General features: G+C 62.2%; 19 protein-coding genes. 8 read left to right on the top strand and 11 right to left on the bottom strand.

Translation table 11 applies throughout. The features are described 5' to 3' along the window. Positions 1-16 precede the first annotated feature (16 nt). The 3 genes from Q0R02_RS05000 to Q0R02_RS04990 are packed head-to-tail and all read left to right on the top strand — an operon-like array spanning position 17 to position 4006. Positions 17-1450 carry an NAD(P)(+) transhydrogenase (Re/Si-specific) subunit beta gene (locus Q0R02_RS05000; RefSeq protein ID WP_293881349.1) on the top strand — a complete coding sequence of 478 codons (1434 nt, stop codon included), beginning with the start codon at positions 17-19 and terminating at the stop codon, positions 1448-1450. 27 nt (positions 1451-1477) lie between these two features. Further along, entirely contained in the window at positions 1478-2509 is a 1032-nt protein-coding gene (locus Q0R02_RS04995) for a zinc-dependent alcohol dehydrogenase (protein WP_293881347.1), read from the top strand. Positions 2510-2539: 30 nt separating this feature from the next. Beyond that, positions 2540-4006 (top strand): NAD(P)H-hydrate dehydratase, encoded by a 1467-nt coding sequence (locus Q0R02_RS04990; protein ID WP_293881345.1) that lies wholly within the window; start codon positions 2540-2542, stop codon positions 4004-4006. 7 nt (positions 4007-4013) lie between these two features. Here Q0R02_RS04990 and Q0R02_RS04985 read toward each other — a convergent pair whose 3' ends face one another. From Q0R02_RS04985 to Q0R02_RS04970, 4 genes are all read right to left on the bottom strand, one after another. Beyond that, positions 4014-5219 (bottom strand): acetate/propionate family kinase, encoded by a 1206-nt coding sequence (locus Q0R02_RS04985; protein ID WP_293881343.1) that lies wholly within the window; start codon positions 5217-5219, stop codon positions 4014-4016. Between the two features lie 9 nt (positions 5220-5228). Next, on the bottom strand, positions 5229-5771 hold the full coding sequence (locus tag Q0R02_RS04980) for a DUF1269 domain-containing protein (protein ID WP_293881341.1): 543 nt from the start codon (positions 5769-5771) through the stop codon (positions 5229-5231). A 93-nt stretch (positions 5772-5864) separates the two neighbouring features. Then, positions 5865-6650: an HAD-IIB family hydrolase gene (locus Q0R02_RS04975; protein WP_293881339.1), complete on the bottom strand. Its 786-nt coding sequence runs from the start codon at positions 6648-6650 to the stop codon at positions 5865-5867. Beyond that, a complete protein-coding gene (locus Q0R02_RS04970) occupies positions 6647-7333 on the bottom strand; it encodes a MarC family protein (RefSeq protein WP_293881337.1) in 687 nt (228 codons plus the stop codon). The genes Q0R02_RS04975 and Q0R02_RS04970 overlap by 4 nt, the downstream gene beginning before the upstream one ends. 237 nt (positions 7334-7570) lie before the next feature. Between Q0R02_RS04970 and Q0R02_RS04965 the strand changes: the two genes are divergently transcribed. From Q0R02_RS04965 to Q0R02_RS04945, 5 genes are all read left to right on the top strand, one after another. After that, the gene (locus tag Q0R02_RS04965; protein ID WP_293881335.1) at positions 7571-8872 is read left to right on the top strand and encodes a glycoside hydrolase family 130 protein; all 1302 of its coding nucleotides are present in this window, start codon (positions 7571-7573) and stop codon (positions 8870-8872) included. 99 nt (positions 8873-8971) lie between these two features. Continuing rightward, entirely contained in the window at positions 8972-9667 is a 696-nt protein-coding gene (locus Q0R02_RS04960; protein ID WP_293881333.1) for an NAD(P)H-dependent oxidoreductase, read from the top strand. A gap of 99 nt (positions 9668-9766) precedes the next feature. Beyond that, positions 9767-12196, top strand: a complete 2430-nt coding sequence (locus Q0R02_RS04955; RefSeq protein ID WP_293881331.1) for a phosphoketolase — start codon at positions 9767-9769, stop codon at positions 12194-12196. After that, on the top strand, positions 12193-13218 hold the full coding sequence (locus Q0R02_RS04950; protein WP_293881329.1) for a class I fructose-bisphosphate aldolase: 1026 nt from the start codon (positions 12193-12195) through the stop codon (positions 13216-13218). The genes Q0R02_RS04955 and Q0R02_RS04950 overlap by 4 nt, the downstream gene beginning before the upstream one ends. Further along, positions 13218-13847, top strand: a complete 630-nt coding sequence (locus tag Q0R02_RS04945; protein WP_293881327.1) for a histidine phosphatase family protein — start codon at positions 13218-13220, stop codon at positions 13845-13847. The genes Q0R02_RS04950 and Q0R02_RS04945 overlap by 1 nt, the downstream gene beginning before the upstream one ends. Before the next feature lie 44 nt (positions 13848-13891). Here Q0R02_RS04945 and Q0R02_RS04940 read toward each other — a convergent pair whose 3' ends face one another. The 7 genes from Q0R02_RS04940 to Q0R02_RS04910 all read right to left on the bottom strand — a co-directional run bounded on the left by Q0R02_RS04940 (position 13892) and on the right by Q0R02_RS04910 (position 22016). Then, entirely contained in the window at positions 13892-14542 is a 651-nt protein-coding gene (locus Q0R02_RS04940; RefSeq protein WP_293881325.1) for a BON domain-containing protein, read from the bottom strand. Positions 14543-14776: 234 nt separating this feature from the next. Next, the gene (locus tag Q0R02_RS04935; protein WP_367271432.1) at positions 14777-15760 is read right to left on the bottom strand and encodes a zinc-dependent alcohol dehydrogenase family protein; all 984 of its coding nucleotides are present in this window, start codon (positions 15758-15760) and stop codon (positions 14777-14779) included. A 17-nt stretch (positions 15761-15777) separates the two neighbouring features. Then, positions 15778-16692, bottom strand: coding sequence for a universal stress protein (locus Q0R02_RS04930; protein ID WP_293881321.1), 915 nt, complete (start codon positions 16690-16692; stop codon positions 15778-15780). Between the two features lie 23 nt (positions 16693-16715). Beyond that, positions 16716-17729 carry a lysylphosphatidylglycerol synthase transmembrane domain-containing protein gene (locus Q0R02_RS04925; protein ID WP_293881319.1) on the bottom strand — a complete coding sequence of 338 codons (1014 nt, stop codon included), beginning with the start codon at positions 17727-17729 and terminating at the stop codon, positions 16716-16718. Continuing rightward, positions 17729-18319, bottom strand: a complete 591-nt coding sequence (locus Q0R02_RS04920; RefSeq protein WP_293881317.1) for a hypothetical protein — start codon at positions 18317-18319, stop codon at positions 17729-17731. The genes Q0R02_RS04925 and Q0R02_RS04920 overlap by 1 nt, the downstream gene beginning before the upstream one ends. A gap of 384 nt (positions 18320-18703) precedes the next feature. Then, positions 18704-20251, bottom strand: coding sequence for a bifunctional aminoglycoside phosphotransferase/ATP-binding protein (locus tag Q0R02_RS04915; RefSeq protein WP_293881315.1), 1548 nt, complete (start codon positions 20249-20251; stop codon positions 18704-18706). A gap of 193 nt (positions 20252-20444) precedes the next feature. Next, positions 20445-22016 carry an oleate hydratase gene (locus Q0R02_RS04910; RefSeq protein WP_293881313.1) on the bottom strand — a complete coding sequence of 524 codons (1572 nt, stop codon included), beginning with the start codon at positions 22014-22016 and terminating at the stop codon, positions 20445-20447. Positions 22017-22455 lie beyond the last annotated feature (439 nt).

The following is a 22455-nucleotide window of genomic DNA, read 5'->3' as shown; positions in this document are numbered from 1 at the left end:
GTTCACGACCCTTCCGATGCTGTTGATCGGTGCGACCGATCTCGCCGCTGCCTTCCTATTCCTGTTCGGGCTCAAGCGCATGTCCTCGCCAGTGACCGCGCCGTCGGGCATCAGGCTGGCCGGTATCGGCATGCTGGCCGCCATCGCCGCGAGTTTTCTCTATGCGCTGCACGTCTCGCCGGCCGCGAGTCCGCATCTGCTCGCCAATGTCGCTCTGGCGTTGGTCGCGCTCGCGGTTGGCGGTAGCTTCGCCTGGTGGAGCGGCCGCAAGGTCGCGATGACCGCCATGCCGCAGATGGTGGCGCTCTATAACGGCATGGGCGGCGGTGCCGCCGGTGCGATCGCCGCAGTCGAACTGTTCGGCGGCCACGTCCAGGACCTGAGCGTTGCGATCGTCACGCTGCTGGGCGCGATGATCGGCTCGGTCTCGCTGTCAGGGTCACTCATCGCTTGGGCCAAGCTCGATGGAATCCTGTCGCACCCGCTGCGCGTCCCGGGGCAGCGGGTCGCCAATGGCACGGTGTCCGTGGTAACGCTATTGCTCGGCATCTATATCGCTGTGGTGTTGCAGAGCGGCGTTGCGCCGGTCATCGCCCTGCCGAGCCTGATCGCGCTGTTCTTCGGGTTCGGGCTGTTGCTTGGTATCATGATCACGCTGCCGATCGGCGGCGCCGACATGCCGGTGGTCATCTCGATCTACAATGCCTTTACGGGCGTGGCCGTGGGTCTCGAGGGCTATGTCCTGCAAAATCCGGCGCTGATGATCGCGGGCATGGTGGTCGGCGCCGCTGGTCTCCTGCTCACTCTGCTGATGGCCAAGGCGATGAACCGCTCGGTCGCCAATGTGCTGTTTACGAACTTCGGCACGCCCGTTGCTCACAAGCAGGGTGATATCGTGGGTGAACTCAAGCCGATGGCACCGGGCGATGCCGGTATCGCGATGCGCTACGCGAACAAGGTCATCATCATTCCGGGCTACGGCCTTGCGGTCGCGCAGGGTCAGCAGAAGCTCTACGAGTTCGTCAAGCTGCTCCAGGCTGCCGGGGTCGAGGTGAAGTTCGCGATCCATCCGGTCGCCGGGCGGATGCCGGGACAGATGGATGTCCTGCTCGCCGAGGCGGGTGTGCCCTACGACCTCATCGTCCAGCTCGACGACATCAACGATGACTTTGCGACCACCGACGTCGCGCTCGTGATCGGCGCCAACGATGTTGTCAATCCGGCCGCCCGCACCGACCCGTCGTCACCGATTTTCGGGATGCCGATCCTCAACGCCGACAAAGCCAAACAGGTGTTCGTCGTCAAGCGTGGCGATGGGAAGGGCTATGCCGACATCGTCAATCCGCTCTTCTACGGCGCCAATTGCAACATGGTCTACGGCGATGCCCAGGCCGTTCTCGTCAAGATGATCGAGGCCGTGCGCGGCTTGGGTCTGTCCGTCGCTGCCTGATCTCCCCTTTCGTTCCAGGATGACCCCATGAGCCAGATGCAAGCCGCCTTCGTCGAACAGTTCGGGCAGCCGCTCGTTCTGCGTTCCTGCGCCATACCCGTCGCCGGCCCCGGTCAGATCCTCGTCAAGGTCGAGGCCTGCGGGGTCTGTCATACCGACCTTCACGCAGCCAAGGGCGACTCGCCGCTCAAGCCAACATTGCCGTTCATCCCGGGACACGAGGCGATCGGGATCGTCGTAGCGCTCGGTGCCGGTGTCAGCATCGTTAAGGAAGGCGACAGGGTCGGCGTGCCATGGCTGTATTCCGCGTGTGGCCACTGCGAATATTGCCTGTCCGCCTGGGAAACGGTGTGCGCCGATGCGCAGTTCGGGGGATACACCCAGAATGGCGGCTTTGCCGAGTATCTCGTCGCCGATCCCAACTATGTCGCGCATATCCCTGTCGGCCTTGGTGCGAAGGAAGCGGCACCCCTCATTTGCGCGGGCATCACCACCTACAAGGGCATCAAGGAAACCGAGGCGAAGCCGGGCGAGTGGATCGCGATCTCGGGCGCCGGCGGGCTTGGTCATCTCGCGATCCAATATGCCAAGGCGATGGGGTTGAAAGTCTGCGTGATCGACATCGACGACGGCAAGCTTGCCCACGCGACCCGATTGGGTGCTGATCTCGTCATCAATGCCAAGACGGGCGATCTGGCCGAGACACTCAAACGCGAGACCGGCGGCGGTGCGCATGGCGTGCTGATCACCGCGCCGTCGCTGACCGCGTTCAAGCAGGGCGTCGCGGTGACCCGCAAGCGGGGAACCTGCGTCCTCGTCGGCCTGCCGCCGGGCGAATTCCCTGTGCCGCTGTTCGACGTCGTCGCCAATTGCATCACCATCCGCGGCTCGTTCGTGGGCACACGCAAGGACATGGCGGAGGCGCTGGCCTTCGCGGCGGATGGCAAGGTGAAAGCCGATATCGAGCTCCAACCGCTCTCCACCGTCAACAGCGTCTTCGAGCGCCTCGAACACGGCGAGGTACCGTCACGCGTCGTCCTCGATTTTACCGTGGCTTAGCCGACAATGATGGACTTAGGCCGTACCCTTTTGACCGTTGACCAGATGGGCGAGGCCGATCGTCTGGCAGTCGCCGCAGGCATCGCGTCTCTCGATCTGATGGAGAATGCCGGAGGTGCGGTTGCGCTGGAAATCATCAAGCGCTGGACGATACGGTCGATCACGGTCCTGTGTGGCCCGGGCAACAATGGCGGGGATGGCTTCGTTGCCGCGCGCCACCTGGTCGCGGCCGGCTGGCCGGTCCGCCTCGCGTTGCTCGGAACGTCGACACAGCTGAAAGGCGACGCCCGCGTCAATGCCGATCGCTGGTCGGCGGTCATCGAGCCGCTCACCCCAGCTGTGCTCGATGATGCTGACCTTATCGTCGACGCGCTGTTCGGCGCAGGACTCGATCGACCGCTGACAGGGCCTGCCGCCGACATTCTCGCTTCGGCTACGGCGCGGGCCGTCCCGATCATCGCGATCGATGTCCCGAGCGGACTGATGGGGGATACCGGCGTCGCGTTAGGCGCGGTCGCCGCAGCGCTGACCGTCACCTTCTTTCGCAAGAAGCCGGGCCACCTGTTGCTCCCGGGTCGAGGGCTTTGTGGGGATATCGTCGTCGCAGACATCGGGACGCCGGCGGGCGTGTTCGAGACCATACTGCCCGACACCTTCGAGAATGACCCCGCCCTTTGGCTGTCCGAGCTTCCTTGGCCGATCGATGGGGGCAATAAATATGATCGCGGGCACGCGCTTGTCTGGGGCGGTTACCCGACGACGGGCGCGGCGCGGATGGCGGCGCGGGCCGCCGCGAGAGCCGGGGCAGGGCTGACGACCATTGCCGTACCGCCCGCGGCATTGGCGGTTTACGCAGCCGCGCTCACGAGCATCATGGTCCATCCGATCGCAAGCCCCGAGGCGCTCGAGATTGTGCTGCGCGATCAGCGCATCTCCGCCATGCTAATCGGGCCGGGCGCCGGGGTCATCGAGGAGACGCGCGGCGCGGTCCTGGCGATGCTGGCGACCGGACGCCCAACCGTTCTCGATGCGGATGCGCTCACGATTTTCCAGCATGATCTGCTGTCGCTGAAGCACGCCATATCGGGACCCTGCGTGCTGACGCCGCACGATGGCGAGTTTGGGCGGCTGTTCGAGGCCAGCGGTGACCGGCTGGTGCGCGCGCGGGCAGCTGCGGCAGAGAGCGGCGCCGTTGTCATTCTTAAAAGTAGCGATACCGTCATTGCCTCGCCCGATGGGCAAGCGATCATCAACAGCAATGCCCCACCAACGCTCGCGACAGCAGGTTCGGGCGACGTGCTGGCGGGCATCATAGTCGGACTCCTGGCGCAAGGCATGACGCCCTTTCTGGCGGCCGCCGCCGCCGTCTGGCTGCACGGCGCTGCGGCTGCGCATTTCGGTCCCGGCTTGCTGGCAGAAGATTTGCCCGATGGCTTGCCTAGGATTTTCCGGCATCTCCAGGATGCGACCTCAGCTATGCCGGCGGCGAAGCGCTGACCGCGGGTCAGCGCTCGCGCAGGGTAGTCAGGACATGCTGTGCGATCATGGCCTCTTCGTCGGTCGCGATCACGCGTACATCGACCTTGCTGCCTGCTGTACTGACCTGAAAAGCGCCCTTGTCATTGGCAGCCTGATCGAGTTGCACGCCAAGCCAGCCCAGTCTCTCGCACACCGCAGCGCGGATCTTTGGCGCATGCTGGCCGATCCCTGCGGTGAAGACGATTCCATCGACACCGCCCAGCGCGCTGGTCATGGCGCCGACCTCCAACGCGATCCGGTAGGTGAACAGCTCGATCGCCTCTTGCGCTTGGGGTAGATCGCTCGCCAGCAGGACACGGATGTCACCGCTAATCCCGGATACGCCAAGGAGGCCAGAGCGGTTGTAGAGCATGTCCTCGATGTCGGGCAGGCTATGGCCGAGCCGACCCAGATACAGGATCACGCCGGGATCGAGGCTGCCGCAGCGAGTGGCCATCACCAACCCATCGAGCACGCTGATCCCGAATGTGTTGGCGATGCTGACACCCTTGTCCAAGGCGCACAGGCTCGCACCCGCACCGAGGTGCGCTACAATCACACGACCCTTTGCCAGCGCCGGTAGTTCTATGGTGACGCGCCTGGCGATATATTCGTAGGACAGCCCATGGAAGCCGTAGCGCCTGACGCCCGCATCACTGATGGCACGCGGCAGTGCGAACCGCTGGGCCACGAGCGGCATCGTGTGATGAAAGGCGGTATCGAAGCAGGCGACCTGATCGATGCCCGGCCGCGCCTTCGCGACCGCCAGGATCGGGGCGATATTGTGCGGCATGTGGATAGGGTCGAGCGGGATGAGCGCATCCAACGCCAGGAGCAGCGCGGGCGTCACCCGTTCGGGAATGATATGGTCCGCGCCGCCATGAACGATCCGGTGGCCGACCGCGCGCAACCGGGCGTGGCCGGCGGTGACATCGACAAGGGCCAGCACGGCGTCGAGCACATCGGCGAACGTGTCCTCCCCATGGCTGGCCCAATGCCGATCGGCTACCGCGCCGCCTGCGTCGTCATGGGCCAACAGATGCGGCGAACTCCCCAACTCGGAAATCTCGCCTCGTATCAAGGGGCGTAACGCGGGCGCGGCAAACAGCGCGAACTTGAGGCTCGATGATCCGGCGTTGAGTGCGAGGATCGAACCCTCAGCGATACCATCGCCTTGCCGCGGGCCGTTCATTGCACGCGATCAGCCGACCGCTTCGACTGTCGCTGGCGCTGCGGCATGAACATCGACCTGCGACGCGTCCGCCATTTCGAGGATACCCTTGGCGAGAGCGATCCGGCTCGGCGTGTCGTGCGCCATCACCAGGAAGGAATCGGCCTCAATGGCGGTTTCATAGTGGAGCACACTGTCCTTGGGTATGCCCAAGCCATAAAGCGCGGCCGCGATTGCGCTGAAACCCCCGACCAAGACCGCGCCCTCTATGACAGCTACGATGGCTGCGGCAAGGTAACCGAGTGCCACCACCGGTCCAACGACCGGCAGCGTCAGCACGACTCCGCCGAAAAACAGGCTCCACAATCCGCCCCAAAAGGCGCCGCGCGTTCCCCAGAAACGGATCCGGTCGCCCTGATTGTAGAAGCCCACCACCTGCTCATCGACATGATAGCCTTTGCCGATGACGCTGAGATGCTTGATGTCGAAGCCGGCGAGGTTGAGTTTCTTCACGGCTGCCTCGGCGGCTGCATGATCAGCAAAGACGGCGACGACGGCTTCGGGCTGGTCCATGGATATCCTCGGTCGGCATGAGATGGGGAAGGGTAGTTCCTTCTTGATGGTGCCCGTCTACGAATGACGTCGCTCTCTCGGCAGGCTCGGAAACTACTCAATGCAGTGCGCGGGCGCCCTTGCGCGCGTCGGCCGTGACTGGCTGCAGAGCAATATGGTCTGGATGATCCGCTTGGTCTCCTCGATATCGCGGACCGGTATCGCGTCTACACCTGCGTCCATCACCGCATGATCATTGCCGCCGGGATAGAGGGCATCGCCTACAAACATAATATCGCCAAGCGATATACCAGCGGTCTGCGAGAGCTTGACGATACCATAGCCTTTGTCGACGCCCTGGCGCGTTATGTCGATCGACGTCGACCCACCGATCCGCACGGCGAAGCCTGGAATCATCGGGCTGAGCATGGCCTGGATCTGTTTGCGCCGAACGAAATCGGGATCCCATGCGCGTTTCGCATTCGGCGGCGCCTGCTGACCAAGTGCTGAAAAGGTGATCTGGGTAGCTCTATCCTCGATCCTTGCGCCCCAGCTTGGCGCACTGTCGAGGCGAAGCGCCGCGATGACCGTGTCGAGGGCTCCAGTTATCAGGGCTCGTTCAGCGGGATCGAGCACCTCTGCATAGATGAGCCGCCATTCTGTGTCATAGCGATAAAGCTTTGTGCCCGATGTAGGGAGCAGGAACAGGCGCGCCAGATCGCTGCTGGCGGGCAGCTTGCCAATCAACTGCGCTTCGAATTGCGGCCAGTCTCCGCCTGACATAACGGCGACAGCGACCCTCTTGGTGAGACGCGCGAGCAAGGCCGCCATCTCGGCATCGATCGGCTGCTTGCTGACCGCGAGCGTTCCGTCGAGGTCGAAGGCGACCAGTTGCTTCATGGCTGAGGAGCCTGCAGGTCCGGGAACAGGACCAGAAGCGCACTGGCCATCCCGCCGACTGCGATCGCCACAACAATGAGGCCAAACAGCTTCTCGGTCACTAGCAGGGCCTCCGCGCCGATGATGCGCGTGATCGGGGTTGCCAGAAAATTGAGAGCGAGGAACAGCGCGGCGTTCGCGACGAAGGCAATCACCGCGATCGTGTAGACCGGTTCGGGGCCACTCCCCCACGCGATGATCACCGACAATACGCCTGGCCCTGCATAGATCGGGAAGCCAAGCGGGGTGACGCCGATGCTGAGCGGCGTGGGGGATGGCCGGCCGTCGGCACGATCGATCCTCGTGTTCGAGGCTGCGTGCAACCGCGCCTTTCCTTCGGATCCAGCCGGCTCGGCGATCGCTGTCGGCGCGTTGATCATCTGCCAACCAATCACGGCCACGACGGCCATTCCGGCAAGGCGCAGAGCGGCAACGCTTACACCGAAGAAGGACAAAGCGGCATTCCCCGCGAAAAGGGCCACCAGCCCGGCAAATACATAGGTGGCGGCCGCGATGAGCGCCGTCCGGCGGCGCTCGGGCTCGGACTGGCCTTCGGTTGCGGCAACGAACAGCGGCACTGCCGCGATCGGCGCGGTAATTGCGAACAATGCCATGAACATGGCCAACAAGGCGTTTTGAGCCACCAGTCTTCCCGACATCATCTGAAATCCGCCCCTCAATCGACGAAGGCGGCTCAGCATGCGTCTCTGGACCAGCAAGCGGGCCACCGGGAGGATCGGAAATCACTCAGGTGCTGGGTATATTCCGAAGCTATCCCCGGTGCGGGCAAGCGCGGAAGGTATCGATGATCCCGATCGACGCGACCACCGGCACGTCCGGCTGAGGCGGCGCTCTCCCCTCACGTCGCATCGAGGTGACCCATGGCGTCGAACGTGCCCGTAAATCATCTGCCGATCCAGTTGCGCGCCGACCCGGCGCGTGTGGTGCTTCGTCCTTTCGTACCGGCCGATGAACCCCTGCCGCCCGGCAGCACCGATCTGACGCGGGCACAGTGCCTGGCGGACCGGGTGCTCGCTCTGACCGAGGCTGAACTGGCCGAAGAACTTGCGCGGGTCATCGCCAGCCTGTCCGATCGCCATCGCGGCATCGAAGAGGTGCTGCTGCGCCGCTTCCATGAGGTGAACGGCATGATGATCGCGGCGCGGGCGGTCAGCAGCGAGCAGGCGCACCTCATTGGTGCGTATTTCTGCGAGGAATATTCTTTCGAAGCTGCCGCCCTTTTCAACCCCAGCATCGTCGCGCATCCCGATCAGTCGGGTGTCGCGGCGGGCGCGGTTCGCTTCATCCTGTCGCTACGCGGCGTGGGCGAGGGGCATGTGTCGTCTATCAGCTTTCGCACAGGCATTTTTTCGCCGGATGGCACGGTCGTCCTGGACCCGGCGAGTCCGCAGGCGATTTCACCGCGGATCGAAATGATTCCGGATGGCGAACCGGACGATTCGGGCGTGCGGCTGTTCTGTGAACAGAGCCGCAGTCTCTCGGAGATCGTGATCTTCCCGATAACCTACCGCCAGCGCCACGGCATCGAAGATCTGAGGTTAGCCCGCTTTGTCGATGACGATGGCCATGCCACCTATCTCGGCACCTACACCGCTTTCAGCGGCGAGGAGATCCGCGAGGAGCTGCTGCGGACGACCGATTTCGCGACCTTCGAACTCAATGCGCTGCGCGGACCGGCTGCGGTCAACAAGGGCATGGCACTGTTCCCGCGGCGGATCGACGGGCAATATGCGATGCTGGGCCGCCTCGATCATGAGAATATCTGGCTGCTGAAATCGACCGATCTCTATCATTGGGATACGGGGATAAAAATCCTGTCGCCGCGATGGGTCTGGGAGTTCGTCCAGCTCGGCAATTGCGGGTGCCCGATCGAGATTGAGGAGGGCTGGCTCGTCCTGATCCACGGGGTCGGCCCGGTGCGCAATTACTGTATCGGAGCGTGCCTGCTCGACAAGGCCGATCCGAGCAAGGTGCTCGGGCGGCTAGCAACGCCATTGCTCCGCCCGGGGCTCGTCGAACGCGATGGCTATGTGCCCAACGTCATCTATAGCTGCGGCGCACTGCTGAGCGGGCGCACCCTGATCCTGCCTTACGGTATTGCCGACAGCTTCGCGACGATGGCGACGGTGTCGGTCGACGCGCTGTTGGCCGCGATGACGTGATCCAGCTTCGCTTGTAGGGGTTTTCCGATCCTTGATCGCAGACAGCAGTGCAGGGATCGTTGTCTTTATGCCTTGCTGTGCGGGCAGGAGAACCGAGCGATGATCAACACGAAGAAATCCAAGCATGTCGTCGTCCTGTGCCATCCGGAGCCCAATAGCTTCAACGCAGCTGTGGCGGCAAAATACTGCGCCGTCGTCGAGGAGAACGGCCAGGAAGCGGTGCTGCGTGACCTCTACCGCATGAAGTTCGACCCTGTGCTGCAGGCTAACGAGCAACCGGGATCATCGGCATTCCTGCAATCGCCGCATGTAGCGCACGAACTCGACATCATCGCGGACGCTGCATATCTCGTTCTGGTCTATCCGATCTGGTTTGGAACGCCGCCCGCCATGCTCAAGGGCTATGTCGACCGGGTCTTGGGATCCGACTTTTCCTTCCGAGCGGTCAAGGCGCGGGATGCCAAATCTCGGCTGGCCGGCGCGCACTTGCTGAGCCTGACTTCCTCGGGAACCTCGCAGATCTGGCTCGACGAGCAGGGCGAGTGGCAGTCGCTGGTGACGGTATTCGACCATTATCTCGAACGCGCCTTTTCGATGGCGTCAACCGAGCATGTCCATTTTTCATCGATCGTCGAGGGCTTGAGCGAACGCTTCTTCCTTCAAAATATGGAAGAAGTCAGGGAGGCCGCTCGCAAATCGTGCAGTATCGCGCTTAACGAAGTCCGCAGCGGGGAAGCTGAGCGGGCTTCCAAAGAACGCGCATGGTTGCGCGGCGACGAAGCTGGTGAATCTTGAGTAGTTTCCGAGCCTGCACCGATGCGTACGGTGGCGGCTATCGTGAGGCTTCCCGGCGTGGCCCGATCGGCGACTGCCCAATGATCGGAAGCGCGCGCCATGGACATACGCCTCGTAGAGCGAGAACCGGATCGACCATCTAACCATGCGGAAACGGCTACAGCGATGGCCCAGCTCGATGCCGACGCATTGCGTCTGACCGATGCCTATTGGCGGGCAGCCAATTATCTGTCGGTCGGACAGCTCTATCTCTACGATAATCCCCTGCTGCGTGAGCCATTGACGCTCGATCATGTGAAGCCGCTGATTGTGGGCCATTGGGGTACGACCCCGGGCCAGAATTTCATCTATGTCCACCTGAACCGCGTCATCAAGGCGCACGACTTGAACATGATCTATATCGCTGGCCCCGGCCATGGCGGTCCCGCGCTGGTCGGCAATACCTATCTCGAGGGCAGCTACAGCGAGATCTATCCGAATGTCAGCCAGGACGAAGCAGGCCTCAAGAAGCTCTTCACCCAATTCTCCTTTCCTGGCGGCATATCGAGCCACGTCGCGCCAACCACGCCAGGATCGATCCATGAGGGCGGAGAGCTCGGCTATTCGCTTAGCCACGCCTTCGGCGCGGCCTTCGACAATCCAGACCTGATCGTCGCCTGCGTGGTCGGGGACGGCGAGGCCGAAACCGGGCCACTCGCGACCGCATGGCAGTCGAACAAATTTCTAAGCCCAGTCACCGACGGCGCGGTGCTGCCGATCCTCCATCTCAACGGCTATAAGATCAGCAACCCGACGATCCTCGCGCGCATCGACGGCGATGACCTCGCTTATTTCCTGGAAGGGTGCGGCTGGTCACCGCGTTTCGTGGAAGGTTCTGACCCTGATACCATGCACTTAGCGATGGCATTGGTGATGGACACGGCGATTGCCGACATTCGCCAGCTTCAGGAAGATGCCCGCTCGGGCAAATCGAGCCAGCGCTCCCGGTGGCCGGTGATCGTCCTGCGCTCGCCCAAGGGCTGGACCGGGCCCAAGGAGGTGGATGGTCTTGCTATCGAGGGTACGTTCCGGTCGCATCAGGTACCGCTTCTGGTCGATGCGAACCATGCCGGGCATGTGGCTGCGCTCGAAAGCTGGATGAAAAGCTACAAACCCGAAGAACTGTTCGACAACAAAGGACGGCTGCTTCCCGAACTCGCGGCGCTGGCACCGGCCGGCGACCGGCGAATGGGGGCGAACCCTCATGCCAATGGCGGCATGCTGCTGCACGATCTGCGTCTTCCCGACTATCCGACTTATGCTGTCGCTGTACCGGCTCCGGGTTCGGTCGCCGCGTCTGACATGGGGACGCTCGGGCCGTACCTACGTGATGTCGTGACGCTTAACCAAAAGGCTGGCAATTTCCGGATTTTCGGCCCCGACGAGACGCTGTCCAACATGCTGGGCGCGGTGTTCGAGGCGACCGATCGCCAATGGGAAGCTGGCATCGAAGCCAATGACGAATTCCTCGCGCCGACCGGTCGCGTGCTCGACTCGATGCTCAGCGAGCATCAGAGTCAGGGCTGGCTGGAGGGCTATCTCCTGACCGGTCGGCACGGGGTGTTCAACAGCTATGAGGCGTTTATCCGGATCATCGATTCGATGTTCAGCCAGCATGCCAAATGGCTCAAGGTCACCTCCGAGCTGCCCTGGCGCCGCGACATCGCGTCGCTAAACTATCTGCTGTCCTCGCATGTCTGGCAGCAGGACCATAATGGCTTCACCCATCAGGATCCGGGGTTCCTCGATCATGTGATCAACAAGAAGGCCGACATCGTGCGTGCCTATCTGCCACCCGATGCCAATTGTCTGCTGTCGGTCATGGATCACTGCTTGCGCAGCCGCCAATACGTGAACGTCGTGATCGCCGGCAAGCACGCCATGCCGCAATGGCTGACGATCGACGCCGCAGCTTCGCATTGCGCCCAGGGCATCGGCATCTGGCAATGGGCGAGCAACGATCAAGACGGCGAGCCGGACGTTGTCATGGCCTGCTGTGGCGATACTCCGACGCTCGAGGCGCTGGCAGCGGTTTCCATTCTGCGCGCGGCACTGCCCGACGTACGCGTTCGGGTCGTCAATGTAGTCGACCTGATGAAGCTCCAGCCCTGCGCCGAGCATCCCCATGGTCTGAGCGACGCGGACTATGACTCGCTTTTCACGCGTGACCGGCCAGTGATCTTCGCCTTCCACGGCTATCCGGGGCTGGTCCAGCGGCTGACCTACCACCGAACCAACCGCAACATGCACGTCCGCGGCTATCAGGAAGAGGGCACGATCACGACGGCGTTCGATATCCGGGTGCAGAACGGTCTTGATCGCTTCCACCTCGTCATCGACGTGATCGACCAGCTACCGCAGACTGGAAGCCAGGGCGCGTATCTCAAGCAGGCGATGCGCGACAGGCTGGTTGCGCATAAGCACTATATCGATCGCCATGGGCAGGACCTGCCAGAAATCCGCGACTGGATGTGGGGCGCGTCGACGTGAACCCGGGGCCTCTGGCCGACATTGCCGCGCAACTCATGGCCGGCGACAAGGGTTTGCTCGCAATCGACGAAAGCAATGGCACCTGCAATCGGCGGTTCGCAGCGCTCGGTATCGTGCAAAGCGAGGAAAACCGGCGGCGCTGGCGCGAACTTATCGTCACTACGCCAGACCTTGGTCAATCGATCAGCGGCGTCATCCTCTATGACGAAACTCTCCATCAGGCGACGGCCGATGGCCGCCTGTTCGTCGATCTACTGGCTGAGGCGGGCATCCTCGTCGGCATCAAGGTCGATACCGGCGCAAATCCGCTTGCAGGCTTTCCGGGGGAAACCATTACCGAAGGACTGGATGGCCTGCGGGAACGGCTGCACGGCTACGCCGGGAAGGGCGCTCGTTTTGCCAAATGGCGAGCCGTGTTCAACGCCGAGGATGGCACACCCAGTGCGGCCTGTATCGATACCAATGCCCAGGCGCTGGGCCGCTATGCTGCGCTGTGCCAGGAGGTGGGGCTTGTGCCGGTCATCGAGCCGGAGCTGCTCATGGCGGGCGACCATGATATCGAATATTGCGCGAAGCTGAGCCAGATGATCCTGGAGACGGTATTCAGTCAGCTCTCCGCGCAGAGGGTTTTGCTCGAAGGTATGATCCTCAAACCGAACATGGTTCTTGCCGGATCGGATTGCGTCGACCAGGCGACGCTCCAACGGATCGTGGACGCAACCGCCACTTGTCTTTTGCGCGCAGTTCCTGCGGCCGTGCCCGGGATCGCCTTCCTCTCGGGAGGGCAGTCGCCAGAATTGGCGTCGGCACGCCTCAACGCAATGAATGCGCGATCCCAGCGGAGACTGCCCTGGCCGCTCGCTTTCTCCTACGCCCGCGCGATCCAGCAGCCAGCACTCGCTCTTTGGGCAGGTGAAGACGGCAATTTTGGGCTCGCCCAGCAAGCGCTCGTTCACCGCGCCCGCTGCAATCGCGCCGCGCGGCGCGGCGAATATGTCGCTTCGACCGACTTGCCTTCCTGATGGAAGAGAGTGCCAAGTCCGGGCTTCCAACACTCTACCTGATCCGGCATGGTGAAACCGCATGGTCGTTGTCCGGCCAGCATACCGGTCACACCGATATCCCGTTGACAGCACGGGGCGAGGTGATGGCGCGGGAGCTTGCACCGTTGCTCGATCTCGTGCCGTTCACCCAGATCTGGACGAGCCCGCGTCAGAGGGCGCGGCGAACATGCGAACTGGCGGCGAATGGACGGACAGCGACCATCGAACCCGACCTCGCCGAGTGGGACTATGGCGACTATGAAGGCCTGCACACCGCCGATATCCGCAAGACCAGCCCGTGGTGGAACGTATTTCAGGACGGTTGTCCCGGCGGGGAATCTCTCGACCAGGTTGTGTCGCGTGCCGACCGGTTGTTGGTTCGGCTGCGCCGCGCACAGGGAAATATCGCGCTGTTCTCGCATGGCCAGTTCGGGTGCGTCTTGGCGGCGCGTTGGGTAGATATGGCGGGCGGAGAAGGGGAGCATTTTGCGCTGGACCCGGCATCGCTCAGCGTCCTCGGGCCAAAGCCCGGGCACCCGCAAGTGCCGGTGATAACGCGCTGGAACGTCGTGCCCCTGGCGCGGCTAGACTATCGTAATCCGGAATGACAGTATTCCGCCGACCCGTGTTGGGCCGGCGGAGGGTGTCAACGTCAGCCGACGACGATGAGGTCGTTTTCGACAGCCGTGGTTCCAGGCGATCCCCAAGCCGTCGATGCAGCCTTCCAGCGATCACCGGGCGTGTGAACGGTGCCGGTAAGTTTGACCTTCCCGCCATCGGCGCTGACGTTGATAGTCTTGGGATCGAACCACGAACGATGCAGCGCGACGCCGATGTCGTGACCGATATCGGTCGTGTTGACGCGCGGCTTGACCGTCGTCTGGTTCGACACGCCGATGACACCGTGCAACCCACGGATCATCCGCTCAGCGGCATCCTTCTGATAGTGCCAGGCGACTTCGCCGGTGAGCGTGACCCAGCCCTTTTCGACCTGGACCTTGATGGCATCACGCGGAACCGTGACTTCCCAAGCGAGCCGATCGACCGCTGCGTGAGCGATATCCTCGTCGCTGCGTTCGGTGGGGAAAGCGAGGCGGACTTCGAGTTCCAGGGCTACGGCTTTCACGCCTTTCACCCGCGCAGCCGCCTTCTCGGCCGCGTGCTTTTCGTAATAAGTCGGCACATGACCGGTCAGCGTGACAACGCCATCGCTTGCCGTAACGCCGATATGCGCTGCAGTGATGCTGGGCTCCCAAAGAAACTCGGCGAGTACGGCTTCCTGAAGTTGACGATCCTGAGACATAAATTCTCCTGAGCTTTGAAATGGCAAAACGATGCAGTTATTTGCCGCATGGTTTCGAGGCACGGTGATCTGGAAGGACTTGTTGAGCCTTGGGGGCGGCTCGCAATCCCTTGATCTAGTGTTCAGGATATTAGACCGCTGCATGGTCGATGGCAGGATCGGAAACTACTCAGCGATACCAGCGTCGCCTAATCAAGGTTTCCCGTAGGTGCCATCGGTCTCATGCGCGAGCGCTCACGGAACGAGGACGGCGGCCCCTTCGAAGCGACCTACACGAAGGTCGGCCAGCGCCTCGTTCGCTTGGTCAAGTGGGTAGGTCGTGGTGCGCGTTACGATGCCGATCTTGGGCGCGAGCGCGAGAAAGTCCAGACCATCCTGGCGCGTGAGGTTTGCGACCGAAACAAGCCGTCTTTCCTCCCAGAGCAGCGCGTAAGGAAAGCCGGGAATGTCGCTCATATGAATGCCGGCGCAAACCACGATTCCACCCTTGCGCACCGCCTTGAGCGCGAGCGGTACGAGGTCACCAACGGCCGCATAGATGATCGCCGCGTCCAGGGACACCGGCGGCGTCTGGTCCGAGCCGCCAGCCCAGACGGCGCCCAGTCCCCGCGCAAAGTCCTGGGCGGCGGTGTCCCCGGGCCTGGTGAAGGCGTAGGTCGATCGCCCCTGCCATGAAGCAACCTGCGCCACGATATGCGCTGCTGCGCCAAAACCATATAGACCGATCTGCTTGCCTTCGCCGGCTATGACGAGCGACCGCCAGCCGATCAGTCCGGCGCATAGCAGCGGCGCGAGCGCGACATCCTCACCCACATCGCCGAGCGGGAAAGCAAAGCGCGCGTCGGCGATCACCGACGTGGCAAAGCCGCCGTCGCGGGTGTAACCGGTGAACAACGGGTCATCGCACAGGTTCTCGCGCTGCTGGGCGCAATATGAACAGACGCCGCAGGTATGCCCAAGCCAAGGGATGCCCACGCGCTCGCCAAGGCGTAAGCCCTCGACATCCTCTCCAAGCGCGTCGATCCGGCCGACAATCTCATGTCCGGGAATGATCGGCACGGGCTGATCGGGCAGTTCGCCGTCGAGGACGTGCAGATCGGTGCGGCATACCCCGCACGCCCCGACCGACACGCGAATCTGGCTAGGTCCCGGATGACGGTCGGCCAATTCTGTCCAGACCAACGGGCCGCTCACCTTGTTCATCACCATAGCATGCATTGGGTTGAGGTCCCCGCTTAATGAGAGAGGAGGGCGCATCGTCCGCCCTTCAGCAGGTCGTGCGTCACACCACCGAATGCCCATTCACGTAGTCGATTATGACCATAGGCTCCGGCCACTACCAGATCCGCGTGCTGCTCGGTCAGCATCGTCTCAAGTTGGGCAGCGTCGTCACCGTGCGCCGGCACGGCCAGAGACGTCGCCGCGATACCATGCTGCCCAAGCCAGCCTGCGACATCCTCGGCCCTGCCAGTTGCGTTCGGAACATCTGGCTTGTCGGCTATCTCCAGGACAGTGACCTGCTTTGCCAAAGCCAGCAGTGGCAGGGCATCAAGGGTCGCACGTCTGGCCTCCCGCGTATCCTTCCAAGCGACCACGATCCTTTCGAATGGAAATCTTGCGCTCGTGCGCGGCACCACCAGCACGGGTCGGCCAGCGCGCATCACGAGATCGCCGACACTCGCATGCCGGGAAGAGTCGAACGGATCAGCGGTTGCCACGCTCGTGATGATCACGTCTGCGCAACGAGCCTCGCTCGCCAGATAATAAGGCAGCGCGTCCGTCGTGTAGCTCGAACGCCATTCCAGTAAGTTCCCGGTAGCCTTCAACGCATCCCGAAATTCGGTTCCGGCAGTGCGCAGTTCGCCTTCAAGTTCGTCCTGACACGCGGCGATTGCCTCGCCACCGACATAGCCATCGCTATAGACAAATTGCATCGGCTGGCAGGGGGCGATGCCGACCACTTTCGCACCCAGCTGGGTGCCAAGCTTGGCGACGACCCGCAGCAACTCGCTATTCGATTGGCCAAGGCCAAGATGCGCCATGAGCGTCTTGTACGTCATCGTCAGTCTCCTCGTGTTGCGTGGCCGGACCGGCACGCACCGCGCGGGGACGATCGACCCGGCGCCGGTATTGGTTGGTGCACTCGCCATGGATCCTGCGGCAGGCTCGGAAACTACTCAGCCTTGGGCGGAGGGGTCTGCCTGTGGTGGCGTCTGTGTCTGGACGATCCCCGCATCAGGATGATGCCTGGGAGAAGCGGAAGCCACAAGGTAAAGCCACGCAAGAGCAGAGTTCCCGCGAGGGCTGCGGGCACTGGAACACCCAGCAGACTAAGCATTCCGGTCGATCCCGCCTCAAAGCTCCCGAGGCCCATCGGAATTGGGGCGAGCGCCGCCAGAATCGATGCGCCCAGCATGGCGATAAATGACGTACTGTACCCTGTGGGATGCCCGAGCGCGAAAAGGCAGGCTTGGAGTGTCGCGGCGTCCACAAGGAAAATTGCGGCGTTGCATCCGCCCACACCGAGGATCAGCGCCTTGTCCGCGAGGAGCTTAGCTGGTGCTTCGCCGACGACGTGGAGCAAGCTGCGTACGACGAGCAAATGCTCCAGAAAGGGTGAAAGCGGATGGCTGCCCCTTCGTCTGAGCCAAAGAGCCAGGCTGGGGATCGCGAGGGCTACCAGCAGGAATGTTGTGACAACCCCAGCGAGAAGGGGGGTCGCCTTACCGTGCAGCCACAAAAGCAGCAGCATGACGAGCGCGAAGAATGCGAAAGCGACATAATAACCGATCATGGAGACCAACAATGCTGCCACAGCGGCGCCACGCGGTACGCCCAGTTTAACCAGCCGATCGACGAGCAGAATATTGCCGCCCATGCCGGCGGCCGGGATCATGGCGTCGGCAAACAGCTTCGAAAGCGCGACAGGCACCAGCCGGGATAGTGGGAGCGGAGAACCGGCCTTATCGAGGACAAGCTTCCAGCCAAGCGATACACTCGTATAGGTCACGGCCTGTAGCGCTGCCGCTGCCACAAGCCACAGTGGCTGCGCACGGCGAAGCATCGCCCCGAAGCTTGCGAGGTCGCCGAAATGAAAGACGGCGAACACGAGTGCGCAGACGCCCAGCAAACCAAAGAACCAGCCAGAAAGATGGCTCTTGGCGCGCTTCTTCTCCGCGGTAGCCATCAAGGCGTCGTCGAACGTAACTGGTCGCGAAACGTGGCGAGGCGTGCCCGGTAGCCGTCGGCATCGCCATATTCCAGAAATTGATGATAGCGTCGGTGTGGATCATGGACCTTCAAGGCATGTTTGATCGGACACCAATATTGCTCAGTGCGGCTGCTGATCTCGCGCACATAACCAACCAGACCATTACCATAGGCGCAGAACAGGCAGTTCAGCGCCTCGATCCAGTTCAGATAGGCGAGATGCTGGCGGTCGAAAATGATATAATCGGCCCGCCGAACCCGGGCGATTCCATAAACCCGGAAGCAGATCGCCTGGTAGAGTCCAACCCAGAGATCGACTAGCAGCAGAGGGACGATCAGCGAGTAAATGATGGGTGCAGTCACGGTCGCGCCGAAGCTCGATTCAGCCAGAAAGCGTGAGACTTTCATCCGCACGGCGCGTTGCTCTGCAACGATGCCTTGCTCGAAGCCGACGAGCTCGGCTGAGAGGGTCACGCCCAAAACTTTGCGCCGAGCCTCTATTTCCCTGTCCAATTCGCTTTGAAGGTGGACAATCTGATCGGCTAGATCCTGCATATGCTGCGTCATCGGCCCCCCACCGCGCTGAATGATGCACTATACCCGCACACGAGCATGGACCGATAGGCTCGGAAAACCCTCAGTGGCGGATTGGACCGGTGCACAACGCTCGCGGAATCTAAAGATCAAACCCCGGCTAGGGACAGCGGACAAATTAGCCGACACGGATGACCGGGGAGGTCAAGCGGCTCGCAAGGCCTAATAGATCCCACACGCCATTCCGCCGATCGCGAGCGGAGCGTGTGGATCGGCTCCTGTCCGGAATCTAGCTGGCAATGCTCAGGCGCTGCGGCGCGCATCCCTTATCATGATCCCTAGGTACGGGTGGCGGCATAGCGGCTAGCTAACTTTCCCAGAATCCTGTTCCATGCGACGCGCAGCAGGAATTTGCGCCTAAAGAGCGAGTACGCTTGCGGCACTTGCTTGCAGGTTGGCGAAGTTTGCGCCCGCGTCCAGGCATGTCCAGCCTTCAGGAACAATCACATGCTGGTCGGCTTGTGATTGGGCCACGGCAAGATCGGCATCGGACGCCTCTGGCGGTCGTGCTTGGACGCGCGCGAAACGCGCGCGGTCGTCGAGCCCCAGCCAAAGACCATCGAAAGCGACGCCCGCTTTTCCTGCGACCTCGGCAATTTGTGAGCGCTCGTCGCCCTGCATGAACGTAGCGTCTGCGATCACGCTTTGTCCTGCAGCGAGCACCTGCGCGGCAATCCGCTCGATTTCGCGATAGACAGCCCGCGTGGCATCCGCCGTGTAACTGCCGGGCGGCAACCGCACCTCCGGGGCAACGCCCGCGAGTCGCTTGCGTAGGACGTCGCTGCGTAAGATGCGCGCGCCGGGGGCGCCCCCAAGACACCTCCCAAGCGCGCGGGCGAGCGTCGACTTTCCCGTTCCTGACAAGCCGCCGATCGCGACGAGACGCGGATCAGTGCGTGCCATCACCTGCTCGGCAAAGGCCAGATAGCGCAGCGCCCGCTTGCAAGCTTCTTCAGATCTGTCCATCCCGTGTGCCTGCGCCGCCTCAACATGCGCGCGCACGCAAGCGCGCACCCCCAGGAACAGCGGCATGAGCCCGACGGCAACCTCATCGAAAGGCGAGCGGTCAAGATAGCGATTAAAGATGAGGTTGGCGGCGTCGGCTCGACCCTGCTCGCAAAGGTCCATAAGCAGAAAGGCGAGATCATAGAGCACGTCGCACGTTGCCAGCTCATCATCGAATTCGAGGCAATCGAACGGCACCAGTCGGCCCTCGACCAGAGCGATGTTGGCGAGGTGAAGATCGCCATGACAATGGCGCACCTTGCCCTCGCGCCGACGCAGATCGAGGAGAAGAGCGTGCTCGTCGATCGCCGCGTAAAGGGCCCGGTTGAGACCGGCCACCCGGTCGGACGGGAGGAGGTGCGGATAGCGGACCATGGCTTTGGCATTGCCGTCGATAACTCTGCGTAGGCGGATCGCACCGCTTGGTTCATCGACGATCACCGCCTTGCGGTGGAAGTCTACCAGCGCATCGGCGAGATCGCGCAGTGCCCGGTCGTCGACAGCATTCCTCGCCAAGGCGTGCGACAGGAGGGCATCGTCGGGAAACCGCCGCATTTCCAATATCCAGTCCTTGGCCGGTCCCTCACCGCCAAGCATAAGGCCGCCTTGCCTGTCTTCCTTGATTGGATGGACGGCAATATAAAGATCTGGCGCCGTCCTGCGATTGAGCCGCAACTCAGCATCCAGCGCCGCTTTGCGTTTCTCCGCCGTAGAGAAATCGAGATAGCCAAGGTTGACCGGGCGCTTAATCTTCCAGGCGCGGTCACCGTGGAGAAAGATGCTTGCTGCATGGGTATCGATGCGCTCGACCGGCCCGCAAGCGGCGAACGCCGCCCCGGAGTCTAGCCAAGCCGCGACATCAAGCTCGTGGCAGGGCTGAAGATTAACGCCAGTCGTCACAATATTCCTTGCACCGGTGGGAGCAGCGCAGCGTTGCGGCGGTCCTGCTACTGGGTCGGCCTGATCTTCACGTCATCGGTCAAACACTGATCTGGTTATCAGCGGCAGCAAAGTGCGGGACGGGCTAATCCGGTCTGCCATGAGCCGTCCCCACGGCGCCTTGATCGGCAGCGAGGCTGCGATTATGTCTACCCTATCGGTGCAGCGTCCGGATCGCATCGACGATCACCTTCGGGCTGTGCAGGCCTTCGTACACTGGCGGCGGAGCCTTATCGAGCTCGAGCAGCGTGTAGACTGCGGTCATCGCGCAGCGGATCGAATATTCCACCGTGAACACCACATCTTCGGGCTGCTCGGCAAACTGGCCGATGAAGGCGAGGTTGGTCGATCCCGTCGGCACCACCAAGGGACGGTCGCCCTTTTTACGCTTCATGAACTGGCTGGTGATATACGGCATCGCGCAGGGGATGCAGGTCGATGCCGCCAACACCGCCGCGCTGTCGGGCGCGCTGAAGTGCAAATGGCCCAGCACTTCCTCAAGGATCTCCGCACCGGTGCACTCGACGAGCGGTTTCTTGACGTAATCGCCGGGGCGATCATGGAACAGGCCATAGCCCCACCACACCGCGACGCCCTCAGGCTGGCCCGGAAAGAACGGCTGGTGATAGATCGACAGCGTCAGCAGCCAAGCGGATTGCTTGAAGGTGATCAGCCCGCCGGTCCCCGCCGCGCTGCCGCTGAAGCGCTCCATCAGTTCCAGGAACAGCGGGTCCTTGACCGTGACGGTGAAAGAGATCCACGAACTCTCTTCGATATTGCCATTGAACGCCGCAGGGTTGCCGAAGGCGGGGCGGCCCTCGGCGAGTTTTTCCCACAGGTTCCACGCGCCCGCATGGTTGGTCGCATCGAGCCCGGGGGCCTTGGTCATTGACCCGAACGCCTTGTCGGCGGTCATCGACCCGTTGGTGACGAACACCAAGTCACCAGGCGCGACCGAGATGGCGACTACGCCATCGGCCGTCAGCGTGGAAATGCTGGTAACAGTGATCGCCTCACTGCCCGCAGCGAAGCCCAGATCCTCGACGCGTACGCCGTAGCGGAACTGGACGCCGCGATCCCTCAGCCACGTGACGATCGGTACGATGATGCTGTCATACTGGTTGTAGACGGTGCGATAGATGTCGTGCTGGACGTCGATAGTCGAGAAATGGTGGACGAAGCGACGCAGGTACCGGCGGAACTCGATCGCGCTGTGCCACGGTTCGAACGCAAACAGCGTGCACCATTCCATCCAGAAATTGGTCTCAAAGAAATGCGGCTGGAAGCACTCGGTGATGCGCTTGTCATCGAGCAGGCTTTCGGGCTCACCGATCAGCTTGACCAGGTCGATCCGGTCGCGTTCGGTAAAACCCATCCTGTGCGCGTCGGGTACGCTGCCGTCCCGGTTGACCAGCCGGACCTTATTGTCCCACGGCCATGTCTTCGCGGCGCGGTTGGTTTCCTCTGTCACTGAAATCGTCGGATCTGTCGCTGCGGGGATGCCGTCAAGCAGGTCGAAGGTACATTGGTACATCGCCTCGAACATACGACTGCCGCTCATGAAATAGCCGTCCTCCGCAGTGCCGTGCGCATCGAACGCGCCGCCGGTCTGGTGGCTTTCCTCGAGGATCGTGATGTTCTTGCCGGCGACATCGCCATCGCGCAGGAGGATGACCGCCCCCGCAAGCGAGGCGATCCCGCTGCCGACAAATGTATAGTTGCTCATGAAAAGGCGATCCTTTGTCCGAAGGATCATGCTTTACCTGCGTTCACACCGCCGCGAGCAGCGTCGGAAACTACTCACGGCGCAAATGCATAGTGAGCGACGCTAGGGAGCGTCATTTCTATCCAGCAAAGGGGTGACATTTTTACTTAGCACTGACACGTGTTGTTCCTGCTATTTAGAGAAGTCACATTCTGCGCCATATAGAAATGTCACACTAACAGATAGCAGGGTTTGGGCGGAGCCAACCCAAAGCGCGCAGCCCGGACCCTGCTGGGCACCGAACTCTCGAGGTTAGTGTCGGACCCGCCGCGCAGCGGTGGGCCCGGTCAGGAGCCTAACTGTCGCGCCGCTCATGTCGTTTTGACGTACTTGAGCGTGCCGCGCTCAAGCAGTTCTGCATCGCTGAGTCTGGGGCCACGCTTGAGCTTGGGACGACCCA

This window comes from Sphingomonas sp. (assembly GCF_025353885.1).
GTDB lineage: Bacteria > Pseudomonadota > Alphaproteobacteria > Sphingomonadales > Sphingomonadaceae > Sphingomonas_O.
This window is presented reverse-complemented; position numbering and strand designations above follow the sequence as displayed.